At 49.6% G+C, this 25519-nt stretch carries 23 protein-coding genes and 1 pseudogene; all 24 read left to right on the top strand.

Features of this window, described 5'->3' with window-relative positions; all coding sequences use genetic code 11:
- A pseudogene (locus tag EYB30_RS04920) lies at positions 1–183 on the top strand (Vi polysaccharide biosynthesis UDP-N-acetylglucosamine C-6 dehydrogenase TviB); the annotation flags it as partial.
- A 16-nt stretch (positions 184–199) separates the two neighbouring features.
- Complete coding sequence (locus EYB30_RS04915; protein WP_166837741.1) at positions 200–1153, top strand: Gfo/Idh/MocA family protein; 954 nt, start codon at positions 200–202, stop codon at positions 1151–1153.
- Between the two features lie 2 nt (positions 1154–1155).
- On the top strand, positions 1156–1737 hold the full coding sequence (locus tag EYB30_RS04910; protein WP_166837739.1) for an acyltransferase: 582 nt from the start codon (positions 1156–1158) through the stop codon (positions 1735–1737).
- 1 nt (position 1738) lies between these two features.
- Entirely contained in the window at positions 1739–2827 is a 1089-nt protein-coding gene (locus EYB30_RS04905) for a DegT/DnrJ/EryC1/StrS family aminotransferase (RefSeq protein WP_166837737.1), read from the top strand.
- Positions 2824–4215, top strand: coding sequence for an oligosaccharide flippase family protein (locus EYB30_RS04900; RefSeq protein ID WP_166837735.1), 1392 nt, complete (start codon positions 2824–2826; stop codon positions 4213–4215). The genes EYB30_RS04905 and EYB30_RS04900 overlap by 4 nt, the downstream gene beginning before the upstream one ends.
- Complete coding sequence (locus EYB30_RS04895; protein WP_166837751.1) at positions 4215–4763, top strand: acyltransferase; 549 nt, start codon at positions 4215–4217, stop codon at positions 4761–4763. The genes EYB30_RS04900 and EYB30_RS04895 overlap by 1 nt, the downstream gene beginning before the upstream one ends.
- Before the next feature lie 143 nt (positions 4764–4906).
- Positions 4907–6007 carry a glycosyltransferase gene (locus EYB30_RS04890; RefSeq protein WP_166837733.1) on the top strand — a complete coding sequence of 367 codons (1101 nt, stop codon included), beginning with the start codon at positions 4907–4909 and terminating at the stop codon, positions 6005–6007.
- A complete protein-coding gene (locus EYB30_RS04885; RefSeq protein WP_166837731.1) occupies positions 6004–7101 on the top strand; it encodes a glycosyltransferase in 1098 nt (365 codons plus the stop codon). Before EYB30_RS04890 ends, EYB30_RS04885 begins: the two co-directional genes overlap by 4 nt.
- A gap of 9 nt (positions 7102–7110) precedes the next feature.
- On the top strand, positions 7111–8097 hold the full coding sequence (locus tag EYB30_RS04880; protein ID WP_166837729.1) for an EpsG family protein: 987 nt from the start codon (positions 7111–7113) through the stop codon (positions 8095–8097).
- A gap of 1 nt (position 8098) precedes the next feature.
- Entirely contained in the window at positions 8099–8899 is an 801-nt protein-coding gene (locus EYB30_RS04875; RefSeq protein ID WP_206674568.1) for a glycosyltransferase family 2 protein, read from the top strand.
- 5 nt (positions 8900–8904) lie between these two features.
- Positions 8905–9831, top strand: a complete 927-nt coding sequence (locus tag EYB30_RS04870) for a UDP-glucose 4-epimerase family protein (protein WP_166837727.1) — start codon at positions 8905–8907, stop codon at positions 9829–9831.
- Positions 9832–10050: 219 nt separating this feature from the next.
- Positions 10051–10602: a sugar transferase gene (locus EYB30_RS04865; RefSeq protein ID WP_166837725.1), complete on the top strand. Its 552-nt coding sequence runs from the start codon at positions 10051–10053 to the stop codon at positions 10600–10602.
- Between the two features lie 160 nt (positions 10603–10762).
- Positions 10763–11131: a DVU3141 family protein gene (locus EYB30_RS04860; RefSeq protein ID WP_166837723.1), complete on the top strand. Its 369-nt coding sequence runs from the start codon at positions 10763–10765 to the stop codon at positions 11129–11131.
- A gap of 51 nt (positions 11132–11182) precedes the next feature.
- Positions 11183–12892 carry a polysaccharide biosynthesis/export family protein gene (locus tag EYB30_RS04855; RefSeq protein WP_166837722.1) on the top strand — a complete coding sequence of 570 codons (1710 nt, stop codon included), beginning with the start codon at positions 11183–11185 and terminating at the stop codon, positions 12890–12892.
- Complete coding sequence (locus EYB30_RS04850; RefSeq protein WP_166837720.1) at positions 12892–13698, top strand: ABC transporter permease; 807 nt, start codon at positions 12892–12894, stop codon at positions 13696–13698. Before EYB30_RS04855 ends, EYB30_RS04850 begins: the two co-directional genes overlap by 1 nt.
- A gap of 26 nt (positions 13699–13724) precedes the next feature.
- Positions 13725–14390: an ABC transporter ATP-binding protein gene (locus EYB30_RS04845; protein ID WP_166837747.1), complete on the top strand. Its 666-nt coding sequence runs from the start codon at positions 13725–13727 to the stop codon at positions 14388–14390.
- Positions 14387–15469, top strand: a complete 1083-nt coding sequence (locus EYB30_RS04840; protein WP_166837718.1) for a KpsE/RkpR family capsule polysaccharide export protein — start codon at positions 14387–14389, stop codon at positions 15467–15469. The genes EYB30_RS04845 and EYB30_RS04840 overlap by 4 nt, the downstream gene beginning before the upstream one ends.
- Positions 15470–15472: 3 nt before the next feature.
- Positions 15473–17236 carry a capsular polysaccharide export protein, LipB/KpsS family gene (locus EYB30_RS04835; RefSeq protein ID WP_166837716.1) on the top strand — a complete coding sequence of 588 codons (1764 nt, stop codon included), beginning with the start codon at positions 15473–15475 and terminating at the stop codon, positions 17234–17236.
- Positions 17237–18436 carry a glycosyltransferase family 4 protein gene (locus EYB30_RS04830; RefSeq protein WP_206674567.1) on the top strand — a complete coding sequence of 400 codons (1200 nt, stop codon included), beginning with the start codon at positions 17237–17239 and terminating at the stop codon, positions 18434–18436.
- Positions 18433–19332, top strand: coding sequence for a UTP--glucose-1-phosphate uridylyltransferase GalU (gene galU / locus EYB30_RS04825; protein WP_166837714.1), 900 nt, complete (start codon positions 18433–18435; stop codon positions 19330–19332). Before EYB30_RS04830 ends, galU begins: the two co-directional genes overlap by 4 nt.
- A 20-nt stretch (positions 19333–19352) precedes the next feature.
- Complete coding sequence (locus EYB30_RS18635) at positions 19353–21197, top strand: coiled-coil domain-containing protein (protein ID WP_241697968.1); 1845 nt, start codon at positions 19353–19355, stop codon at positions 21195–21197.
- Positions 21198–21200: 3 nt separating this feature from the next.
- Positions 21201–23078 (top strand): class I SAM-dependent methyltransferase, encoded by a 1878-nt coding sequence (locus EYB30_RS04815; RefSeq protein WP_166837713.1) that lies wholly within the window; start codon positions 21201–21203, stop codon positions 23076–23078.
- Between the two features lie 29 nt (positions 23079–23107).
- The gene (wecB, locus tag EYB30_RS04810) at positions 23108–24229 is read left to right on the top strand and encodes a non-hydrolyzing UDP-N-acetylglucosamine 2-epimerase (protein ID WP_166837711.1); all 1122 of its coding nucleotides are present in this window, start codon (positions 23108–23110) and stop codon (positions 24227–24229) included.
- Positions 24230–24249: 20 nt separating this feature from the next.
- Entirely contained in the window at positions 24250–25512 is a 1263-nt protein-coding gene (gene wecC / locus EYB30_RS04805; RefSeq protein ID WP_166837709.1) for a UDP-N-acetyl-D-mannosamine dehydrogenase, read from the top strand.
- Positions 25513–25519 lie beyond the last annotated feature (7 nt).

Raw genomic sequence — 25519 nt, 5'->3', positions numbered from 1 at the left:
TACGGCATAACGCCGCTGAGCACGCCAGAGCAGGGCGCTTATGATGCGGTTATCCTGGCGGTGGGGCATCAGCAATTCCGTGCCATGGGTGCAGCGGGTATCCGCGCGCTAACCAAGCCAGAAAGTGTGATCTATGATTTGAAGTACGTATTAGACAAGTCGATGGTTGATATTCGTTTTTAATGTAGAGAGTAAATGAATGAAAAATTTTGCCTTAATTGGTGCGGCCGGCTACATAGCACCGCGGCATATGAAAGCTATTAAAGACACCGGCAATAACCTGGTGGCGGCACTGGATAAAAACGACTCGGTAGGCATTATCGACAGCCATTTTCCTGATGCGCATTTTTTTACTGAATTTGAGCGTTTTGATCGTCACGTCGATAAATTGCGTCGCGAGCAAAACGGTAAACAAATTAGCTATGTGTCGATTTGTTCGCCAAACTATTTACACGACTCGCACATGCGTTTTGCCCTGCGCGCCGGTGCTGATGCTATATGTGAAAAGCCGTTGGTGCTTAATCCGTGGAATATTGACGGCTTGCAGGAAATTGAAAAAGAAACCGGCCATAAAGTAAACACTATTTTGCAACTGCGACTGCACCCGGCCATTATTGCGTTAAAGCAAAAAGTGGCGGCTAGCCCGGCTGGCAAAAAATTCGATGTCGACTTAACTTATATCACCTCGCGCGGTAACTGGTATTTGCAGTCCTGGAAGGGCGACGACAAAAAATCCGGCGGTATTTCAACTAATATCGGTGTGCATTTTTACGATATGTTGCACTTTGTGTTTGGTGCCTTGCAAGACAACAAGGTGCACTATAATTCACCGACCAAGGCGGCCGGCTATCTGGAATATGAGAAAGCGCGGGTGCGCTGGTTTTTATCCGTCGATGTTAACGACATTCCCTCTGATATCCGCGCCAGCGGCCAGCGCACCTTCCGTGCGATTACCGCTGATGGTGAGTCGGTAGAGTTTTCTGATGGTTTTACTGATTTGCACACCATCAGCTATCGAGAAATCCTGGCCGGTAATGGCTTTGGTCTGGAAGAAAATCGTATTGCCATTGAAACCGTTGCCCATATCCGTAATGCGGCGCTGTCGCCACTAACCGGTGATTACCATCCGTTTGTTACCAACCTGGTGAAATAAACATGACGCAATATCAGGTACATTCAAGCGCTATCGTCGATGATGGCGCTACGATAGGCGATGGCAGCCGGGTTTGGCATTTTGCCCATGTTTGTAGTGGCGCTGTTATTGGCAAGCGTTGCTCACTGGGGCAAAACGTCTTTGTTGGCAATAAGGTCAGTATTGGTGATGATTGCAAAATACAGAACAATGTTTCGGTATATGACAATGTCACCTTAGAAGATGGCGTATTTTGCGGCCCCAGCATGGTGTTTACCAATGTGTATAATCCGCGTGCTTTTGTCGAGCGCAAAAATGAATACCGCAACACCCTGGTCAAACGCGGCGCAACCTTAGGCGCAAACTGCACTATCGTGTGCGGTGTCACCATTGGCGCTTATGCCTTTGTCGGCGCTGGCGCCGTAATCAACAAAGATGTACCTGATTACGCCCTTATGGTGGGAGTGCCCGCCACGCAGCTGGGCTGGATGAGTGAGTATGGCGAACGTTTACCTTTGCCATTACAAGGCAACGCCAGTGCACAGTGCCAGCATACCGGTGCTAAATATGTGCTTGAAGGCACTGTCGTTCGCAAGGAAAGTTAACATGCAGTTTATCGATTTAGCGGCGCAGTACCAGCATTTAAAGCAGCGCATTGACCAGCGTATTCAAACCGTGTTGCAACACGGTAACTACATTATGGGGCCGGAAGTCGCACAGTTAGAACAGCAATTGGCTGACTATGTCGGTGTTAAACATTGTATTAGTTGTGCCAATGGCACCGACGCCTTGCAACTGGCTATGTTGGTGCTGGATATCAAACCTGGCGATGCGGTGTTTTGTCCAACCTTTACCTTTTTTGCCACTGCAGAAGTTATCGCCTACGCCGGTGCGACACCGGTGTTTGTCGACTCTGATGAGCGTACATTTAACATCTGTCCGCAGCATCTTGAGCAGCAAATTGAGCAGGTATTAAAAGACGGCAAGCTTACACCCAAAGCCATTATCGCCGTCGACTTATTTGGCCTGCCGGCCAATTACCCTGAGCTGGAAAAAATTGCCACTAAGTACCAGCTTAAATTAATCGAAGATGCGGCACAGGGCTTTGGTGGTGAAATCAATGGCCAGCGCGCCGGCAGCTTTGGCGATATCGCCACCACTAGCTTTTTCCCGGCCAAGCCATTGGGTTGTTACGGTGATGGTGGGGCAGTATTTACCAATAATGATGAGTATGCCGCCTTGTTCCGCTCTTACCGTGTGCACGGCAAAGGCAAGGATAAATACGACAATGTGCGTATTGGCATTAACAGCCGGTTAGACACCCTGCAAGCGGCGATTTTGCTTGAGAAACTAGCAGTATTTCCTGACGAGCTTGTTGCTCGGAATAAAGCTGCTGATCATTACACTACAATCCTGAGTGAAAGATATGTCACTCCTTATGTTCCGCAAGGCTATCTTAGCTCTTGGGCACAATATACTCTGATCAGTGAAAATCGCGATTTACAGATGGCGAGTTATAAAAGCAAAGGCATACCAACCATGGTGTACTATGGCACCTGTATGCATCAGCAAACTGCATTTAAATCATTGAACTATAAAGATAGTGATTTTCCTAATGCTTCTCGGTTATGTCAGCAGGTGTTTAGTCTGCCTATGCACCCTTACCTTGATCAAAGCATGTTCGCCAAATTGTGAGACTACATGCTTTGCTGAACCGAATCAAAGCCTCTTTAGCAGGTACCAAAGCCAAACTTGGAGACAATAATTACTTTAGGTCTGTAATAACTTTGGTTTTTGGTACTGCTGGTTCTCAGGCTATAACACTATTATGTTTGCCTATACTAACAAGATTGTATAATCCAGAGCACTTTGAATTATTTGCTGTTTACGTGGCTTTTTCTACAGTCTTATCAAGCATAGCTTGTTTCAGATTTGAGATAGCTATTTCTAAGCCGAAAAAAACGTCAGAAGCTATCAATATCGTATTGCTTGCGACTGTGTTGTGCGTTTTATCATCACTTTTGACGCTGTTAGTAATAGTTGTGCTGTTTCATAATATAAATTCATTAGCAAACTTACAGAGTCAATACAAGATACTCTACTATTTGATACCGTTAGGTATGTTGTCTGCTGGTCTTTATTCTGTTGCAATGTATTTTGCAAACAGAAGAAAATTATTTAAAGACGTTGCTTATACAAAATTCACGCAATCGATTAGCGCCGCTTCTGTGCAAACTGCTGGAGGCTTGTATTCTGCATCTTCGTTGTGGTTAGTGATTGGGCAAATATTGTCTCAATCTGTAGGGGTTTACAGGCTTTTTTCTAAATCATTCAGAAATAAATTTGTTGCAATACAAAGAATGAGTTTTGTGAATTTAAAAAGCACTTTTGTAAAGTATAAAAAATTTCCTAAATATTCAGTTTTAGACTCTCTTTTTAATACGGCAAGTTTGCAGCTGCCAATAGTGCTTATTGCACAGTTCAGTGCTGCACCTCTCGTTGGCTATCTGTATCTGGCGTTACGCTTATTGCAAATGCCCATGACCTTAATCGGAAGTTCAGTATCTCAAGCCTTTTTAGTATTCGCATCAGAGATATCTGGTGGCGATGAACTAAGAAGTTTTGCCTTAAGTAATATTAAAAAGCTTGCTAACTTTGGTGGGTTATTTTTATTAGCCACGGGCTTAGCTGCTTATTTTCTTGTCCCAACTATCTTTGGCAACGAGTGGGAGCTTACAGCTAAATATGTATTAATTATGGTGCCATGGTTTATATTTCAGTTCTGCGCGTCACCTATTTCAATGATTATGCATATAAACGGAGCGCAAAAGCAGCTGTTATTATTAACATCTTTTGGTTTAATTGGTCGGGTAGGTATAGTATTTTTGGCATATTTGTTTTTTCCTGATTACTTTGTTGAGTCCCTTGCATTAATGAGCTTTATATATTATGTGGCTTGTTATTTGGTTTTTTCAGTTGCTTGTGGGGTAACCTTTCGTGAAGCGGTTAAAGTCCAGTATTTAAATTTAATTTCTAGTTTTTTATTAATTGTATTCTACTTCTGCAGCGGGTTGGTGGTTTGATGTTTTTTAATGTTTTTGTAAGGCCTTTCTTTAATTTTGTTCTAGGTTTTTTCTTTGATAGAAAGATTTTTGCCGGAAGATACTTTGCAAAGCGTAAGATTGGTTATGCTTGGTGTTTAAGAAGTTTATTTCAAAGAAATATTCTTAGGTTGGCTAAACCGTTACCATTCCCTGCATGCTTAACTGCCAGTATTAATAACCCGGAGAACGTTGTCTATGATATTGACGATATCAATAACTTTCAGTCACCGGGAACCTACATCCAAAGCTTTTCGGCCAGAATTGTGATAGGAAAAGGTACTTATATTGCTCCAAATGTAGGCTTGATAACAGCTAACCATGACCTCGACGATTTGGATAAACACTGCAAGGGTAAAGATATTATTCTTGGAAAAAAATGTTGGATTGGTATGAATGTAGTGATACTTCCCGGTGTTGAACTCGCGGATGAAGTTATTGTCGCCGCAGGGGCTGTCGTTACAAAAAGTTGCTTGCAGTCTAGAGTCGTTCTGGCAGGTACGCCAGCGAAGATTATAAAATCGTTTTAAAGTTTATGGCCAGAATTTGGTTGGTATGCTGCGATAAAATTTCTAACCTGTTTTTTTTACGATTATTTCTGATAGAGCCTGTCTCTAATCGTCAAGGTTAACTAATTTTGACCTGGTTACAGCTGTTATTCTAAAGGTAAAGAATGGCAAATATAATATTTCACCACCCTCTGCCGCTTAATCCGCAAGCTACCTCTGCCAGCGGTATCCGGCCTTTGCAGATGATCAAAGCGTTTGAAGCCTTGGGTTATCAGGTTGATCTGGTTACCGGCTATGCCCAAGAGCGCAAAGAGAAAATCAAACAAATAAAGCGTAACATCGCAAAAGGGGTAAAGTACGAGCTGGTCTATTCTGAAAGCTCAACCATGCCGACACTGATGACAGAGCCACACCATCTGCCAACAGCCCCCTGGCTTGATTTCGGCTTTTTTCGTTACCTGAAGCAGCAGGGTATTAAGATTGGCTTGTTTTACCGTGATATTTACTGGTGTTTTCCCGAGTACGAAAACACCACCAACAAGCTTAAAGCCAAGATTGCAAAATGGTTTTACCGCTATGACCTGCGTAAATATGACGAGCTGGTTGATGTCTTATATCTACCCTCGCTGAAGATGGCGCACTACATCCCCGGCGCAAAATCCTGCCGTCAGCTTGAGCTGCCCCCCGGTCATGCCGTTAATGCCATGCCGGCGCTGGCAACGCCGTCAGACGCCAATGCTAAGCTGACGTTACTTTATGTTGGCGGTTTGTCGGCGCACTATAAAATGCATCAGCTGTTTAATGCCATGCAGGCTTTACCCAACTGCCGGCTAGTGGTTTGCACCCGCCAGTTTGAATGGCAAAAACACGGCCACGAGTATCAGCCACTGGCTGATAATATCGAGATTGTGCATTTAAGCGGCGATAAACTGGCACAACTGTATCAGCAGGCAGATATCGCGTTGTTATTTGTACAGCCGCACGAATATTGGACCTTTGCAGCGCCGGTAAAGTTGTTTGAGTATATTGGCTACACTAAACCCATTATCGCCTCCGAGGGCACTTTGTGTGCCGACATCGTGTCACAGCTGAATGTCGGTTGGCGGGTTAACTATGACCAGGCCAGTTTTATCACATTACTGCAGCGGCTTTTGGCCCAGCCTGAATTACTGCAACAGGCCAGAGCACAATTAGCTGGTATAGCCGCGGCACATAGCTGGCAAGGCCGGGCAGCACAAGTCGTAAAGGATTTAACCGCTATATGAAAGTTGTATTATTATCAGGTGCCTCATCTATTCATACCATCCGTTGGGCCAACGGTTTAGCCCAGGCCGGTATAGATGTGCACCTAATTTCGCAGCACCCACTGTTAGAGCCGGTAGACAGCCGGGTAACAGTACATTTGCTGCCGTTTCGTGGCAATCTTGGCTATTTTTTAATGGTACCGGCGGTAAAAAAGCTGCTTAAACAGCTTAAACCGGATCTGGTTAATGCGCATTATGCCAGCGGCTATGCCACCACGGCCCGCCTGGCTGGCTATCATCCGTGGCTGCTATCTGTATGGGGCTCTGATGTGTATGATTTCCCCTACAAAAGCGCGTTACACAAAATGCTGGTACGGGCCAATTTAAAGGCGGCTGACCAAGTGGCCTCCACCAGCCATTGTATGGCAGCGCAGACTAAACGTTTGCTGCCGGCACTTAGCAATATTGCGATCACGCCTTTTGGTGTTGATATGTCTCGTTTTAACCAGTGCTATGTTCCGCTGGCGCAAAAAGCGGATACCGATATCGTTATTGGCACCGTGAAGGTGCTGGCACCGAAATATGGCATTGATACCTTACTGCAGGCATTTGCATTAGCCAGGCAGCAATTACAACAAAGCCAGCCTGAACTAGCCAGCAAACTAAAGCTGCGTATAGTGGGTGACGGTCCACAGCGTGCAGAACTTGAGGCCTTGGCTAAAAGCCTTGCTATAAGCAACGTTACCAATTTCGTTGGCCGTGTGGCGCACACTGAGGTAGCTAATGAGTTGGCAAAAATGGATGTTTATGTTGCCTTAAGTCGGTTGGATAGCGAAAGTTTTGGTGTGGCTATTATTGAGGCCGGTGCTGCTGGGCGTCCGGTGATTGTGTCCGATGCCGGCGGCTTACCGGAAGTTGTTGTCAGCGGTAAGACGGGCATAGTGGTTAAACGCGAATCTCCAGAGCAGGCAGCAGAAGCAATCTTGTCTCTGGTTCGTGATAAGGAATACTGCATACGTCTTGCTGAAGCTGGCTATCAATATGTAAGAGAAAATTATGATTGGAAAATGAGCGTGGAAACAATGCTAAAACTTTATAGCGACATGTCTAAGTGACGCCATAACATGCATAATTTTAATTATGAACTGCTGTTTTATTTGGTACTACTAGTAATTGCGATAGTATTTGCTTTTAAAGCACAGCCCAGGCTTAGTAATGGCGTTAAATTAAGCCTTTTCTTGCTATTGTCAATGAGTTTATCTGCAGTTGTACGCCTTACAAATTTTGATTCTGACATAGCTGTTTATGCGGAGGCGATGCAGTTTAAAGTATTTTCTTTTTACTATTTACGTGAGCCGGTAGTTTGGTTGGGGCAAAGAGCCGCTTTTTCACTTTTTGACAGTGAAGTGCTGGTTTTCATGCTTTTTGATTTTTTCGTTTTTTTAGCATTATATGTTGCATTTAGTAATTACAGATTGCCATTTTATGCGTATTTTTCATTTCTATGTTTTTTCCCATTTGTACTAGGAATGCAAAATGTATACAGGCAATGGGTTTCAGCTGTTTTTTGTCTGTTGGCATTCTCTTTTGTATATCGCAGTTATCTTAATAGGTATTTAGCTTTTTTGGTTGCAGGCTTATCCCATAATGTTGCAGGGGTTTTTATATCAGCTTTTTTCCTTTTGTCAAAAAGCAAAATTGAAAAGCTGGCTGGGGCGTTTTTTCTGGCTGTAACGCCCGCAATAGTGTTCTTTGCTGCTGGCTCTAAATCCGCCGCTTCAACCGGGCAAAATTTAGTGGTGGCTTACTTAGGGCTTCTAGTGCTTTTCACAGTTTTTATGGTGTTGTCATCAAGGCTAAAGATCCGCTTGTATGAGAGACCAAGTTACTTAGTAATATGTATTGGTATCTATGTTTCATTATTTGCTGCTATTTTTCTTACCTCAACTGGTGCAGAAAGAATTGCTATGTACTCTCTGATGTTGATTTATCCACATTTAGTTAATTTTTTTGAATGGCATTATAAACAGCGTTTCATATTAAGGATTTTAATGACTATAGGTGGGTTCTTCCCTATTTTAATTTTCGGAACCAGGTCTTTTCTGGTTTGATATGACATTTTTAACTTTTGAGGTTTCTATGCCAGTTGTGTCCATCATTATGCCGGCCTATAACGTTGAGGATTTTATTGCTTTATCTATCGATAGCGTTATAGAGCAAAGCTTTACTGACTGGGAGCTTATTATAGTTAATGACTGCTCATCTGATGCTACTGCTGAAGTAGTAGCTAAGTATTTAGAGGATAAGCGGATTAAATTAATTAATAACCAAGTCAACATGGGAGGCGCAGGCTCCAGAAACATCGCAATAGAAGCTGCAAAAGGTCGTTATCTGGCGTTTTTAGACTCAGATGACTTATGGACATCAGATAAGCTCGATAAACAAATCTCTTTTATGCAGCAAAATAATATTGGGTTTTCATTTGCTGGTTATTCGACCATTAACGAAAAATCGGATTTGCTTGATAAGATTGAAGTGCCTAGCAGGGTTAATTTTAGCAAACTACTCAAACACAACTATGTTGGCTGTTTAACCGCAATTTATGACACCCTGCCATTTGGAAAAATTTATATGCCAGCTGTTAAGAAACGGCAGGATTTTGCTTTGTGGCTGGAGTTGTTGAAGCGATTTGAATTTGCCTATGGTCTTAATATTAATCTGGGATACTATCGTATTCGTGCCGGTTCGCTTTCAGCTTCGAAAAAAGATGCTTTAAAGTATTATTGGCGCGTTCTACGCAAGGTAGGTGGCTGCAATTTGTTGTCTGCTTGTTATAATATAGCGTGTTATTTGTTTATAGTGATGCTTAAAAAGAAGCATGTAGCGCTATATAACCGTATTTTTATAAGCTGAAAATAATGCAAAATAATAAAATACTCGTCACCGGGAGCACTGGTTTTATTGGTAATGCTTTGCTGCAAGAATTGTCATTGCGGCAGTATCCACTTATTGCACCGGTACGGTCATCGGCGGTAAGTCAATTACCGTCGGTAGAGCAGCCTGTAATCGGCGATCTCTCTGAGTTAGCAGGTAAAGGTTATTTAAGCGATTGCGATGTTGTTATTCATACGGCCGCCATAGCTCATACAAATGGTGTTTCACTGGACGAATTTATCAGAGTAAACACTGACGCAACGTTAACTTTGGCCGAGAGTTGCGTAAAATCAGGCGTGCGCAGGTTTATTTTTTTAAGCTCTATCGGTGTTAACGGCATATGTAGCTATACGCCCTTTAATATCGACGATACACCTGCCCCCGCTGAGGACTACGCTATATCAAAATTTAAGGCTGAGACCGGTCTTAAAAAAATTGTACAAAATAGTGCAATGGAATTAGTCATTATCCGGCCTCCTTTAGTATATGGTGCTGCTGCCCGCGGTAATTTTGGTAAATTGGCAAAGCTGGCACAAAAAAACTTACCCTTGCCACTTGGCGCCATCCATAATAAACGCAGCCTGGTGGCGCTGGATAACCTGGTTGATTTAATCGTTACCTGTATTGACCATCCCAAGGCTGCCAACCAAACCTTTATGGTTAGCGATGGCCAGGATGTTTCAACCACAGAATTGCTTAAACTAATGACACGTGCGGCGGGCAAAACGCCCTGGTTAATACCGGTGCCCATCAGCTGGCTAAAACTGGCTGGCAAGTTAACCGGCAAACAGGCGGTGATAGACCGGCTTTGCGGTAACTTGCAGCTGGATATCAGCCATACTCAACACACACTGGGTTGGACGCCGCCCTTAACGCTGGAGCAGGGCATAGCGAGGTGTTTTAGTCGCTAAATCTCCCCCCGGCCATCAAATCTCCCCCCGCCCCTCTTTACGAAAGAGGGGGCAGAAGTGCATCATTGCGCCCTGCTTCTAAAGTCCCACTTTAAAAAGGGGGATTTAGGGGGATTAGGGAAGGGGCACGGCGCGGTTGTGTAGGGGCGCATCATTGCGCCCTGTTTTCGTTAAGTCGGGCGTTAACGCCACGTTTTAAGTTTTTATCTTTGAGGTTGTATGTTAATTCGTTTACTGGACATTATTTTTGCCCTGTGTGGCTTGGTATTAGGCTTTCCGCTGCTGGTCATTCTGACCTTGATCGGCCTGTTTGATACCGGCTCACCAATTTTTCGCCAGGTTAGGGTGGGGCGCCATAAGCGGCCATTTACGCTGGTGAAGTTTCGCACCATGCAGCCCGACACTGCCCATGTCGCCAGCCATTTAGCCAGTAGCAGTGCTATTACCCCATTTGGTGGTTTTTTACGTAAAACCAAACTGGATGAACTGCCGCAGTTGTGGAATGTGCTGTGGGGCGATATGAGCCTGGTGGGCCCAAGACCTTGTTTATTTAACCAGCAAGAGCTTATCGCGGAACGTGAGCAACGCGGCGTGCTGAACGCCCGGCCTGGCATTACCGGCCTGGCCCAGGTTAACGAAATAGATATGTCAACACCGGTACTGCTGGCAGAAACCGACGCCAAAATGCTGCAACAGCTCAACCTGGCAAACTACTTTAAATACATTCTGCAAACTGTCGCCGGTAAAGGCAGTGGCGACAGAGTAAAATAGTGTAGGGGCGCATCATTGCGCCCTGCTTTTAAGCCTCCCTTTAGTAAAGGGGGGGTATGCAGGGATTCGGTTTTACGGTGATTGTGGCAGGAAAAGCAGTTTGGTTTTGTCAGGCGCTGTGCTAAATTATTGACGTTTTTCTATCAGGATGATCCCTAACATGTTCAGTATCAGTGCGGCGAAGCTCAAGGCCGGCCTTTTCTTTTGCAGCAGTATTTTATTAGCATCTTGCGCACAGAGCCCGTCATCGTCTGATGCCGCAACGCAGTACCATACACAGGTGCGTTTTTTAGCCGCCAGCCACAGCATGCAGTTGCAGCAAGCTGAGATCGGGCAAACCGTGCAGCTGGCCCCCAGCCCCTGGGGCAACAGTGCCGAGCTGTTGGTTACAGCACGTTATTTTTCGGCCGCCGGGCGTGAATGTGCTGCGGCGCTGGTGCAAACGCTGCAGCCCGCTCTGCCGGTGGTGTTATGCCAGTATGATGACGGGCGCTGGGGTATTACCCGTTCGTTAACTCAGGTCATCTAATTACAGCACAGGCATCGGTTTGGCCGGGCAGTTATTTTGCGGAACTCTTTTATGAAATGCACTTCTTTAACTTTCTTTCTTGCTTTCAGTGTCTTGCTAACGCAGGCCGTGCAGGCACAAAGCTTTGGCGACCTGCCACAAGCGCAACAGGCGCAGGTGCTACAGGCTGCCCAACAGCAAAATGTTCCGGTACAAGAACCCATTAGCCGTACCAGCTGGCAGCAAGGCACTTACGGCCCGGTGCCAGAACTGACAGATGATAACATGGCCGACATTAAACCCTTCGGAGCTGATTTATTCAGCGGTGGCTTTCGCGGTGTACGCGCCGATGGCTTAAATCCGGCTTATAAAATTCTGCCGGGCGATCAGGTCACCTTGCGGCTTTGGGGCGCGGTAGAGGTAGACCGCATTTTGCCGGTGGACGCGAAGGGCAATATCTTTATCCCCACCATAGGCCCGGTGCAGGTGATGGGCGTTAGCCACGGCCAGCTTGACAGCATAGTGCGTGCTGCCGTGCGCCAGGTCTATTCTGACAAAGTTAGCGTCTATACCAATTTACAGGGCGTGCAGCCGGTGGCGGTGTTTGTGACCGGTTTTGTCAGCAAACCCGGCCGCTATGCCGGTGTGCCCAGTGACTCGGTGCTGTACTTTCTCGACCAGGCCGGCGGTATTGACAACCAGCTTGGCAGTTTTCGTCAGGTCCACATTCTGCGCAATGGCAAGCTACTGGCTGAGCTGGATTTATATCAGTTTATCCTGACCGGTCAGATGCCGCACGGCCAGTTGCAGGATGGCGATACCATTTTAATCGGTCCGCGCGGCCCGGTGGTGACGGTGCATGGTGATGTTGGCCGGCACTATCATTACGAGTTAAACCCAAGCCAGCAGAAGCTGTTTGGCCAAACCTTAACCGAACTGGCACAGCTAAATCCCGGCGTATCGCATGCGCTGCTGCGCGGTAATCGTAGTGACGGCCCTTACGCCAGTTATTTACCGCTAGCCGAGTTTGCCACCACTGAAGTGGCCGACGGTGATGAAGTGATGTTCTTTGCCGACCAGCGCGATAACAGCATAGTGGTACAGCTTGAAGGCAACTATTTAGGCCAGTCGCATTTTGTATTGCCCAAAGATGCCAGCCTGCATGAGCTGCTAAACAGCATTGCTATTGACCCTGCCGCGACCGATTATCGCAGCGTGTCGGTGCGCCGGCTAAGTGTGGCCGAGCGCCAACGTCAGTCATTGCTCGACAGCCTGCGCCGGCTGGAAACCACCTATCTGGGTGCGCCTTCGGCGACAGTTGAAGAGTCTGCCATCCGCGTGCGTGAAGCTGAGCTGATTACCCAGTTTGTTGCCAAAGCCCGTCAGGTTAAACCGAACGGCCGTTTGGTGGTGGCACATCAGGGCGACATTATCGATCTGCGCCTGCAGGACGGCGATATTATCACTTTGCCGCCGCGTAGCGACGCCATTTTAATCAGTGGCGAAGTGTATGTACCGCAGTCGGTTATTTATGTAAAAAACAAAACCGCGATGGATTACATCACCGGTGCCGGTGGCTTTAGCCAACACGCCGACAAAGACCGCATTTTAGTGGTACGGCAAAATGGCGAAGTCAGAGACGCCGGCGATGTCAGCCTGCAGCCGGGCGATGAAATTCTGGTGCTGCCCAAAGTCAGCAGTAAAAATGTGCAGCTGGCCACCTCTATTACGCAAATTCTGTATCAAATTGCGGTGGCGACTAAGGTGGCGCTGGACTTGTAATGCAGCAGCAACAAAGGTCGGTGCAAAAACGCAGCTCCTGGCAGGTTACGCTGCATGTCTGGCATGCGCTGTTTATGCGCGAAGCCATGGCGCGTATCACCGGTGATCGCTTAGGCTGGCTGTGGATCTTTGTCGAGCCGCTGGCGCATATTCTGATTTTTATCGGTATTCGCCAGTTGATGGGCCGCATCCGCCATATCAGTGGTGCTGAGTTTATCCCCTGGTTTGTCGTCGGCATGGTCACTTTTCTGATGTTCAGTACCGTGATGAACCGCTGCATCAATGCGATCAGTTCTAACCGCGCCCTGTTTGCTTATCGGCAGGTACATCCGGTTGATACTATTCTGGTACGTGCTGCGCTGGAAGGTACATTAAAAGTGCTGGTGCTGTGTTTGCTGGTGTTAGGCGGGCAAGCGCTGGCGTTAGACGTTATGCCAGCCAATGCGCTGGTCGTGGCCTCGGTGTGGTTATCGCTCTGGCTGCTGGCACTGGGCGCGGGCCTGGTGCTGTCGGTACCGGTTACTGTTGTGCCTGAATTTGCCAAATTTGTCACTATGCTCACTATGCCGTTGTATTTTTTGTCCGGGGTTATTTTTCCTATTCAGTTTTTGCCACGTGAAGTGCGGGAGTTTTTACTGTACAACCCCATTTATCATGCCGTTGAGTTAAGCCGTGGTGCGTTTTTTCCACACTACCAGCTATTGCCGGGTATCAGCCTGCAGTACTTGTTGTTCTGGGCGTTATCATTAGTGTTGCTGGGGCTAATGCTGCAGCTGCGTTATAAAGCCAGGTTGATGGCACAATGAGTATCCTCAGCACGAATGAGCCGCCAATGATAGCGGTTGACAGCCTGTATAAACGTTACCACGGTCCCTTTGGTGGCGACTGGGTATTAAAAGACGTTAATTTTAGCATTCCGCGCGGCATCAGCGTTGGCCTGGTTGGGCGCAATGGTGCCGGTAAATCGACCTTGCTGCGGCTGCTTGGCGGTATGGATACACCGGATAAAGGCCGTATCGTACAAAACTGCCAGGTCTCCTGGCCTATCGGTTTAGGCGGCGGCTTTCAAGGCTCAATGACTGGCCGGCAAAACGTTAAGTTTGTTGCCCGCATTCACGGTGGCGAAGCGCGTATTGGGCAAATTATCGACTTTGTGCAGGACTTCGCTGAAATAGGCAAAGCCTTTGATCAGCCGGTAAAAACTTACTCCAGCGGTATGCGCAGCCGGCTGGCGTTTGGTTTATCGCTGGCGTTTGATTTTGACGTCTATTTATCTGACGAAGCCACCTCCGTCGGCGACGCCAGCTTTAAAGCCAAAGCTACCGCCGCGTTTCGCGAGCGTATCGGCAGCGCCAGCTTAATTATGGTGTCACACAGCACCGGTATTTTAAAAGATTTGTGTCAGGCCGGCATCTGGCTGCATCAGGGCCAGGCCATCTGGTATGACAAACTGGACGACGCCATTAACGATTATCACAACAGCATAGGTAAAGCATGAACCGGTTAAAAAAACATCCGCATTGGGCTCTAAGTATTATCGCCATGTTTTTTGCGCTGCTGTACTGGACACTGCTGGCGTCCGACCGTTATGTCTCCAGCAGCCATATCGTGTTGCAAAGCCCGGAAATTAACCCCACCGGGCTAAATATTTCGTCGTTGTTATCCGGCACTCAGGGCTCGGGCGATCTGTTATTACTGAAGGATCATCTGCAATCGGTTGATATGCTGCAAAAACTGCAGCAGAAACTGAATATCCGCCAGCATTATGCCAGCGGTGATATCGACTGGTTATCACGGCTGGGTGACGAGCACACCGAGCTGGAAAAGCTGTATCGCTATATGCAAAAGCACATCGATATCGTGTTTGACGACTATGCTGCTGTCCTGCGTATCCGCGTGCAGGCTTATAGCCCGCAAATGGCACAGGCTATCGCGCAAACCCTGCTCGATGAGGGCGAAAAACATATGAATGACATGGGCCAGCGGCTGGCTGCCGAGCAGGTCGCCTTTATTGAAACTCAGGTTAGCGCGCTGGAACAACGTTTGTTTGCCGCGCGTGACGAGCTGTTGGCGTTTCAGAATAAGCAAGGCCTGGTGTCGCCGACCGGCACCGTAGAAGCCATTTTTGCTGTAGTGTCGCAGCTTGAGGCCCAGTTGGCGCTGCTGCAGGCGCGGAAAAAATCGGCCAGCAGCTTTCAAAGCCCAAGCTCGCCGGAGATCGTGCGGCTAAATAGCGAAATTCAGGCATTGCAGCAGCAAATAGGCCAGGAAAAACAGAAAATGGCCGCTGAAAACGGTACCGCGCTAAATCAGGTATCCTCTGAGTTTCAAACGCTGGAGCTAAAAGCCCGCTTCGCGCTGGAGCTATACTCTAATGCGCTACTGGCACTGGAGTCGACCCGGGTAGAGGCGGCGCGTAAGCTAAAACAGGTATCGGTGCTGCAATATCCTACTTTACCTGAGTTTTCTACCGAACCGCGCCGCTTATATAACCTCTTGGTATTTGCTTTTTTTGCGGTGTTTTTAGCGGCGATTGCCCATTTAACCCGCGCTGTTATCCGCGATCACCGGGATTAAGCAATGGCTGCGCTGGCGCTGTTATATTGCCCTCCGTTACGGGGTAAAGAACCGGTATTGCTAAGCAGCAAGGCGTTGGCGCAACCGGCTGACCGGGGTTCACAGCAAACAGCAGCACAGCTAACACCAGCACAGCTAACACCAGCACAGCAGGCCCAGGCACAAGCGTTTATTACGCAGTGGCAGCAAAGCGGGGTATCACGGTATAACCGCTACCACGACGCCACAGGGTTACCGCCTTGTTATGTGTTGCTTATTTTGCAGCATGGCCAAAGCAAAGCGCTGCAACAGCAAATGCTGGCCCAGGCCAGGCAGTTGGCGCGGCAATTTGGCACTGAAGGCGGTGCTAACAGCAACGCAGTGGTGCTGGTGTGCGACGATGCCCATCGCAAGGTACCACTGGTGCCGGACGACGTTATCCGGCTGTGCCCGGCGGCGCAACACCATGGCAAACTGATTGCCAATGCGCAACTGGTGGTCACGGCCGACAGCTGGCTGGGGTTTGAAGCCCTGCTGTGGGGGAAAACGCTGTACAGTTTTCTGCCGTCCTTCTACAGCGGCCTAAGCCGCTATTGCGGCAATATACCACTGCCTGGTGCGCCCCAGACGACACTGCTGCAATGGGTATGGCAGCTGTTTTTTCAGTATGGCCACAGCATTAACCCCGAGCAACGCGGCCAGGCCTTTAGCAGCCCCATAGCGGCGTTACACTGGCTGGCTACTCAGCGCAGCATACGCCAGCGTTTTGCGCCCAAGCTGTACGCCATAGGCTTTAATTATCATTGGCGGCGCACCTTGCAAGCCTTTTTACCCGGCAGTCAGCTGAGTTTTGTCCGCCAGGCCGCACAGGTGCCGGCGCACAGTGATGCCGTTATTTGGGGCCGGCGCGATATCCGTAACCAGCTGGCGCCGGGCGTGCGTTTATTGCGCTTAGAAGATGGCTTCTTGCGCTCTGTTGGTCTGGGTATGCAATTTGCCAGGCCGCTATCCTGGGTGGCCGACAGCCGCGGCTTGTATTTTGATGCCACCACAACGTCAGATTTAGAGCAGTTGCTGGCGCAGCATGAACTGGGCCGCGAGCTGCAACAACGCGCCGAGGCCTTAATGGCACAGCTGGTGGCCAATGGCATTAGTAAATACAACACCGGCAGCACTGCCTGGCAGGGCCCCGAGACCACGGCGCGGCGCATTTTAGTGCCCGGTCAGGTCGAGTCTGACGCCTCTATTGCTTATGGCTGTAGCAGCATAAACACCAATCTGGCACTGTTGCAACAAGTGCGCGCAGCCAACCCCGACGCCTTTATTATTTATAAGCCACATCCTGATGTGTTAGCCGGTGCCCGGGCCCAGGGTGAAAACGAGCAGCACGCGGCGAAGTTCTGTGATCTGCTGCTGGAAAATGTTAGCATTGCCAGCGTTATTGCCTGGGCAGATGAGGTGCATGTACTAACCTCGCTGGCCGGTTTTGAAGCCTTGCTTCGCGGTAAAACGGTGCATTGCTATGGCATGCCGTTTTACGCCGGCTGGGGCCTGACGGTCGACCATAGCCCTAATCAGCGGCGTCAGCGGCAGTTAAGCCTGTCACAACTGGTGGCGGCAAGCTTGCTGTTATACCCGCTGTATCTTAGCCGGGTCAGTGGCTATTACTGCAGCGCAGAGCAAACCCTGACGCAGCTGTGTCAGTGGCGCAGTGAAGGCATAACCTTAAAACAGCGGCTGGGTAGCCTGGCGCGCCGTGTCATTAACCGCATCCTTGGAGCAAAATAAGTGAGCCAGTCAGCTGTTTTCCGCCCCCAGCGCATCGCGGTAGTTGGCTCTTTGGCCACCACTATTTTAGGCTTTCGTGGCGAGCTGATAAAAGCGATGGTCGCGCAGGGGCATACCGTATATGCCTTTGCCAACGATTACGACACGCAAAGTGAGGCTGACGTACGCGCCTTAGGCGCCGAGCCGGTTAGTTACAGCCTGGGACGATTCTCGCTTAATCCGTTTTCCGAGCTAAAAAGCTGCTGGCAGTTATACCGCTTATTCAAGCAGCTCAAGATCAGTGTAAGCTTTTGCTATTTTGCCAAACCGGTAATTTACGGCACCCTGGCGGCAAAATTTGCCGGTGTGCCGCTGCGGGTGGCTAAAATAGAAGGCTTAGGTCGGGCTTTTACTATTCCTGCCAGTGGCGATAGCCTAAGGGCTAAACTGGTGCGGGCAATACAGGTGGCGCTGTACCGGCTTAGCCTGGCGCATACTCAGCATGTGTTTTTACTCAATGCCGACGATAAAGCCGATCTTATCGATCATTATCAGCTGCATACCGGCAAAGTTACCCTGCTGGGCGGCATTGGTGTCAATTTGCAACATTACCCCCGCACGCCGGCCCAGCTAAATCCATTGCGATTTATTTTTGTTGGCCGTTTGCTCAGCGAAAAAGGCATCAGCTATTTTTTGCAGGCGGCGCGCTTTGTTAAAGCTCTGCATCCGGCTGTTGAATTTATTGTGCTGGGCGAACCTGACGGCAAACATGGCGTTAGCCGCACTGAGCTGATGCAATACGTCAACGACGGCATTATTATCTACCCCGGCCGGGTACAACGGGTGTTACCTTATTTGCAGCAAAGCAGTGTCTTTGTGTTGCCGTCTTTTTATCGCGAAGGCGTACCGCGCAGCACCCAGGAAGCGATGGCGGTGGGGCGGGCCATTATTACCACCGATATGCCCGGCTGTCGCGACACGGTAAAACATGGGTTAAACGGCTTTTTAGTGCCGGCGCACTCACAGGATGCGCTGCAGCAAGCCATGCTGCAATTTGTGCAGCAACCTGAGCTGGCCTGCCGTATGGGCGAGCAAAGTCACCGTTTGGCGGCAGAAAAATTTGATGCTGGTAAAATTAACCAGCATATTTTGCAGTTACTCCAGTTAACCGCGGCGCAGGCAAGCGTTGCGCAAACCTATTTAGAAGGACAACACCCGTGAAAGTAACCAAAGCTGTGATCCCCGTTGCTGGTTTGGGCACCCGTATGCTGCCGGCTACCAAAGCCATCCCGAAAGAGATGCTGCCAGTGGTGGATAAACCGCTTATTCAGTATGTGGTGCAGGAGTGTATTGCCGCCGGTATTAAAGAAATTGTGTTGGTCACCCATTCGTCAAAAAACAGCATCGAAAACCACTTTGATAAAAGCTTTGAGCTCGAATCGATGCTGGAAAAACGGGTTAAACGGCAGCTGTTAGATGAAGTACAAAATATCTGCCCGAAAGACGTCACCATTATGCATGTACGCCAGGGCGAGGCCAAAGGTTTAGGCCATGCGGTGCTGTGCGCCCGGCCGTTAATTGGCGATACGCCCTTTGCCGTGGTACTGCCAGATGTGTTAATTGACGGCTACGACAGCAACTTAAAGCAAGACAATCTGGCGCAAATGAACAGCGTATTCAGCCAGACCGGCGTCAGCCAGGTGATGGTAGAGCCGGTACCGCACGCGCTGGTCAGCAGCTACGGCGTGGCCGATGTTGGCGGTCATCAGCTGGCAGCGGGCCAGTCGGTTAATATGACGGCAATTGTTGAAAAACCGGCGGTAGATGAAGCGCCGTCAAACCTGGCCGTGGTCGGCCGTTATGTATTTGCTCCGGATATCTGGGAAGCGCTGGAATACACGCCGCTGGGCGCCGGTGATGAAATACAGCTGACCGACGCTATTGCCATTTTAATGAAGCAGCAAAGTGTTAATGCCTACCACATTGTTGGCCGCAGCCATGACTGCGGTAATAAGCTCGGTTATATGAAAGCCTTTGTCGAATATGGCCTGCGCGATAAGCATTTGGGCAGCGACTTTAACCAGGCCCTGCAGGCACTGCTAAAACACTATAATTAAAACCGTTTTTGGGGTACAAGATGAAGCTATTGGTATCGCTGGCGCCGCAGGCGCTGTGGCAGGCTAAACAGGGCCAATTTGGCCTTAGTCACCTTAGTTATGCAGCGCTTAACGCGCCAGACCAGGCTGACGCAGCGCCAGAGAAAGAGCCAGCGCAGGCGCGGCTAATCAGCGATAGTCTAAGCGTGGCGCAGCTAACCGCGCTGCTTAACCAATACCCCAATAGCGAATTTGCTGTGGCCTATGCCGCGCCCGAGCAGCAGCTTGGCCTGCAGCTGGCGCAAGGCGATACGCCCGAGCAAGCGGCAAACAGCTGGTGCCGGCAAATTAAAGCCGTATTGCAATTACAGCAACAGCAGCGCAGGCGGCTTAAGCTGTTTAATCTAAGCTTCAGCGCTAATCAGGGCGCAGCGCTGCCGGCCTGGGTGCAGTATCAGGCCGATAAGCATCAGCCTTGCCCGCTTGATAGCTTATACACAGTGCTGGGCGCACAGCTACTGCGTCAGCACGACAATGGTGCCGCTTTGCTGGCACGGCTTGACGCCAGCAGCTTGCCGCTTAGCACGGGTGCTTATCAATTTAATCTGGCCGCACTGCAGCAACAGGCGGGCGATACCCGCGCGCTGGATGCCGCTAACGCCGCGCTGGCTGATGCTAACGCGGATCGGGCCAGCTTAAATAGCCAGCTTACCGCCGCCAATGACGAGCGCAATGTATTGCTGCAGCAATTACAGCATGTACAGCAAGAGTTAGAACAGCTGTTTCAGAAAAAGCAAAGGGTAAAACAGCAATACAGCCAGTTAGAACAGGACTATCGCACTGAGGTGGCCAGCCTTAGCGAAAAACTGCAGCATGGCGCACAAACGGTGGAAAAAACCGCCAGCCAGTTACACGGCCTGCAGGACGAATTACAGCGTATCACCGCCGCCCATAACCAGCTGCAGCAACAACATACGCAAGCCACGGTGCAACTGGCCGCCAGCAATGATGAGCGCGACCTGCTGTTGCAACAATTGCAGCATGTACAACAAGAGTTAGAGCAGCTGTTTCAGAAAAAACAAAGCGTTAAGCAGCAATACAGCCAGCTGGAACAAGACTACCGCACTGAGGTGGCCAGCCTTAGCGCTAAGCTGCAACATGGTGAGCAAACAGTGGAAAAAACGGCTGGTCAGCTGCATAAATTGCAGGATCAGGTAAAACGGATTACCGACGGCCACAACCAAAGCCAGCAGCAGCTCAACAGCATTAATACAGAACGCGACCAGCTGTTGCAGCAATTGCAGCAAGTGCAACAAGAATTAGAGCAGTACTATATTAAGTGGCAACAGGCCGAGCAAAAACTTAACTACAGTGACACCGCGCGCGACAAGCAGCAGCAGCGTGAGCTTAGCAAATTAGAAAGCCAGCTGCGTAAAAGCAAAGCCCGCGCCGCCGGTGCCGAGCATCAGCTGCAGTTATTGCAGCAGGAGCTGGGGGCGGTTAAAAGCTCAACCCTGTGGAAGAGTGGCGCCCCGGTGCGCGCCCTTACCCGGCTGGTAAAGAAAACTGACCCGGCCAGGCAAAAGCTACAGCAAGAAGCCGCGCTGATTATTACCTCAGAATACTTTGATATCGACTGGTACCTGCAGCGCTACCCCGACGTGGCCGAAGCCAACATTAACCCGGCCGAGCACTATTTAAAGTTTGGCGCAAATGAAGGCCGTATGCCGGGGCCGCTGTTTGACGGCGACTGGTACCTTAAGCGTTACCCGGACGTGGCACAAAGTGGTATTAACCCGCTGCTGCATTTTATTAAGTTTGGCCAGTTAGAGGGGCGCAGTGCCTCGCCTAAGCTGTTGGCCGACAACAGCATGCGGGAGGACTAAGCCATGAGCGAAACAACAGCCATGAGTAAAACCGCAGCACAGCATACTGAGCAGTTAATCTGGCTCGGTGCCGGCAGTGCCACTGAGCCCGCCGGGCTTATTGCCAACGCCAACCAGGTATTGCTGGTTGAGGCCCGTAAAGCGGCTTGCCAGCAGTTAACCGCGCAGTTTTCCGCTAACAGCAAGGTGAGTGTTAAGCAGGCCGTTATCAGCCTTGATGGCGGCGAGGTTAACTTCACTGAATATAATCTGGCCGAATTTTCCGCGTTAAGCCCGCTAACCGGTCTGACAGAGTTATTCCCCGGCTTAACGGCGGTAAAATCCCGGCCACAGCCCAGTCTTACCCTGAGCGAGCTGCTAACGCCGCTGGCGTTAAGCGGTAACAACAATACGCTGGTGCTGGATATTGCCGACTTAAACCTGGCGTTACTTAAGCAGCTGCAAGCCAGTGGCCAGCTTGAAAAGTTTAATCAGCTGTATTTGCAAGGCAGTAGCATAGCGCTGTATCAGGGCGCAGCCACGCTGACTCAGCTAAACAGCTGGTTAGCACAGCAAGGTTTTTTGCTGCAGACACAGGACAATACCGACCCCGACTTACCCTGGCTGCAGTTTTGTGTTAACCCGCTATGGCAGCCATTACAGCAAGCGCAGCAACAACACAGGGCTGAACAAGCTAAAGCCGGACAGGCGCAGGCCGAGCTAACAAAACAGCTTAACGCCGTTAAGCAGCAGGTTGTCGAAAATAATGCCCAGCATCAACAACAGTTATTAGAGCAAAAACGTCAATTTGAACAAAAGCTTGCGCAATTAACCCAGCAATTGGCGCAAAGGGTTTCCGAAAACGAAACGTTGCAGCAACAGCAGGCGGCTGCTAAAGTGGCGGCCGAAAAAAGTCAGGCCGAATTACAAGGCCGGCTTGCAGGCATGGATGCTGAGCTTCAACAAGCCCTCAAGCAGCGACAAACCGCTGAGCAGCAAATCCATTCTTTAAACGAAACGCTAGAACAACAAGCGCAGCACCTGGCCAAGTTGCAACAGCAGCTGGCGCAGGCAACACAGCACAATACCCAGCTTAATGCCGATAACGCCGCGTTAACGGCGCAGTCGCAGGTGTATCAGCAGTGGCAGGCAGCGCAAAGCCAGCAACTAGATGCCGTACAGCAAAAAATGGTTACTGAGCTTAATAAAAGCCTGAGCAACAGTGTGAAACAAATGGAGGCCTTTATTGGCCTGCGTGACCTCTTGGGTTTTGGTCAGATGCCGCTGAATTATCACGGCTGGCCTATTAGCGCCGACATTGGCTTGTACCTGGCGAAAAAAGTGGTTAGCGAGCCGTTTGACTACATTATCGAATTTGGCTCTGGCACTTCAACAGTGGTATTTGCCCGTGCCTTACACACCCGGGAAAAACAAGGGGCTAATGATAACGGCTGCAAGGTGGTTAGTTTTGAACACAATAAAACCTACCTGCAAAAAACTGCGGCTGATATCGCCGCACATCAGGTAGAAGATCGGGTTGATTTAGTCTATGCGCCGCTGGTTGAGCTGCAGTGTGACGATAGCAGCTACCTGTTTTACAGCTGTGACGACAAGCTGGCCGAAATTAGCCAGCAATTACAGGGCAAAGAGGGACGTATCCTGGTGCTGGTAGACGGCCCGCCAGCCAGCACCGGACCGCTGGCGCGCTATCCGGCGATACCGCAGATCTTAAAGTATCTGGCGCGACATCAGTTGCATATCGTGATGGATGACTATGTGCGCGAAGACGAAAAAAAGGCCGCCGCCAAATGGTCAAAACTGTTTGAAGAGCGCGGCATTAAGCATCACAAAGAATTACTGAATTTCGAAAAAGTCGGGTTTTCCTGGATTTTAAACCATTAACTGTCAGCCCAGAGTAAGAGAGTAAATAAGTGAAAGTATTAACGGTGTTTGGTACCCGCCCTGAAGCCATTAAAATGGCGCCTTTAGTGCAGCAACTGGCGGCGGATCCGGCCTTTGACGCCCGTGTTTGTGTTACCGGTCAGCACCGGCAAATGTTAGATCAGGTACTGGACCTATTTAGTATCACACCCGATTACGACCTGGCCATTATGAAAGCCGGTCAGGACTTAACCGATGTGACCACCGCTATTTTGCAGGGCTTAAAGCCGGTATTGCAGCAATTTAAACCCGATATCGTGCTGGTGCACGGCGATACTGCCACCACCTTTGCTGCCAGCCTGGCAGCCTATTATCAGCAAATACCGGTGGGCCATGTTGAGGCTGGCCTGCGTACCGGCAATATTTATTCACCCTGGCCTGAAGAAGCCAACCGCAAACTGACCGGTGCCTTAGCGCAGCTGCACTTTGCGCCAACTAAGCTGTCGGCCGACAATTTACGTGGCGAAGGTGTTAGTGCCAGCAATATTATTGTTACCGGCAACACTGTTATCGATGCGCTGCTGCAGGTGACCGACAAGGTTAATACCGACGCTACGCTAACGGCGGCGTTTGCGCAGCAGTTCAGTTTTATTGACGATAGCAAAAAGCTTATTTTAGTGACCGGCCACCGCCGTGAAAGCTTTGGCGGCGGTTTCGAGCGTATTTGTCAGGCGCTGGTTGATACCGCCAAAGCCTACCCGGATTGCCAGATTGTCTATCCGGTGCATTTAAACCCCAATGTACAAGAGCCGGTTAACCGCATTCTGGCCGGCATTAATAATGTGCACCTGATTGCGCCACTGGATTACCTGCCGTTTGTATATCTGATGAACCGCAGCTATTTAATTTTGACCGACTCAGGCGGCATTCAGGAAGAGGCGCCATCATTGGGCAAGCCGGTGCTGGTGATGCGTGATACCACCGAGCGGCCTGAGGCCGTTGCCGCAGGCACGGTAAAATTAGTTGGCACCGACACCGCTGTGATTAAAGCCGCGCTGGCCGAGTTATTAACCAGCCAGCAGGCGTATCAGGCCATGAGTTTTGCTCACAACCCTTATGGTGATGGTCAGGCCTGTGGCCGTATTATCGCCACGTTAAAAAATTTTCAGTAGTAACTAACAAGGAATTTGTTATGTCTTTTTCTTCGCTTTCTGTTATTGGTTTAGGTTATATCGGTTTACCTACTGCTGCTGTTTTTGCCTCGCGCAAAGTTAAAGTCATTGGTGTGGATGTTAGTGAAAAGGCGGTTAATACCATTAACCGCGGTGAAATTCATATTGTCGAGCCGGATTTAGATATTGTCGTACACGCTGCGGTAACCGAAGGCTACCTGCGGGCCACGCGCACGCCTGAGCCGGCCGATGCCTTTATTATGGCGGTGCCTACGCCGTTTAACGACGATTACAGCGCCGATTTAAGCTACATAAAAGCCGCCAGCGAGGCAATAGCGCCGGTACTGCAAAAGGGCAACCTGGTGATTCTGGAGTCGACCTCACCGGTGGGCGCTACCGAGCAAATGGCCGCCTGGCTGGCCGCGGCCCGGCCTGACTTAACCTTTCCGCAAACCCATGGCGATGACTCGGATATCCGTATTGCCCATTGCCCGGAGCGGGTATTACCCGGCCATGTGATGCGCGAGCTGATTGAAAACGACCGCGTTATCGGCGGCATGACCGCCCGCTGCTCGCAAGCGGCGGTGGCACTGTACAAAACCTTTGTGCAGGGTGAATGTGTGGTGACGAACGCCCGCACCGCCGAAATGGCAAAGCTGACCGAAAACAGTTTCCGTGATGTCAACATTGCCTTTGCCAATGAGCTGTCGATGATTTGTGACACGCTGGATATCAATGTATGGGAGCTTATCGCGCTGGCCAACCGCCACCCGCGGGTGAATATTTTACAGCCCGGCGCCGGTGTCGGTGGCCACTGTATCGCGGTAGACCCTTGGTTTATTGTCGCCAGCGCGCCAGAGCAGGCACGTATTATCCGTATGGCGCGTGAAGTGAACGACTCAAAACCAGAGTGGGTGCTGCATAAAGTTAAAGCCAAACTGGATGCCTGGCACAGTGCCAACCCTGATAAAGGCCGCAGCCAGGCCACTGTTGCTGTACTGGGCGTAGCCTTTAAGCCGGATATCGATGACTTACGTGAAAGCCCGGCGCTGGAAATTGCCAAAGAAATTGCCGCCCTGGGTGTGCAGGTGCAGGTGGTCGAGCCAAATATCCATGAATTGCCGGCAACATTACAGGCTGGCAATACGCAGTTAGTACCGTTGGCACAAAGCTTAAGCGCAGACATTGTTTGTGTACTGGTAAAACATAAACCCTTTAACGACGTTGTCAGTACGCTGGCACAGCACGGCGCTTTGGTCGATGCAGTGGGTTTAACCGGTTAAAGGTACT

This window comes from Rheinheimera pleomorphica (assembly GCF_011634895.1).
GTDB lineage: Bacteria > Pseudomonadota > Gammaproteobacteria > Enterobacterales > Alteromonadaceae > Alishewanella > Alishewanella pleomorphica.
This window is presented reverse-complemented; position numbering and strand designations above follow the sequence as displayed.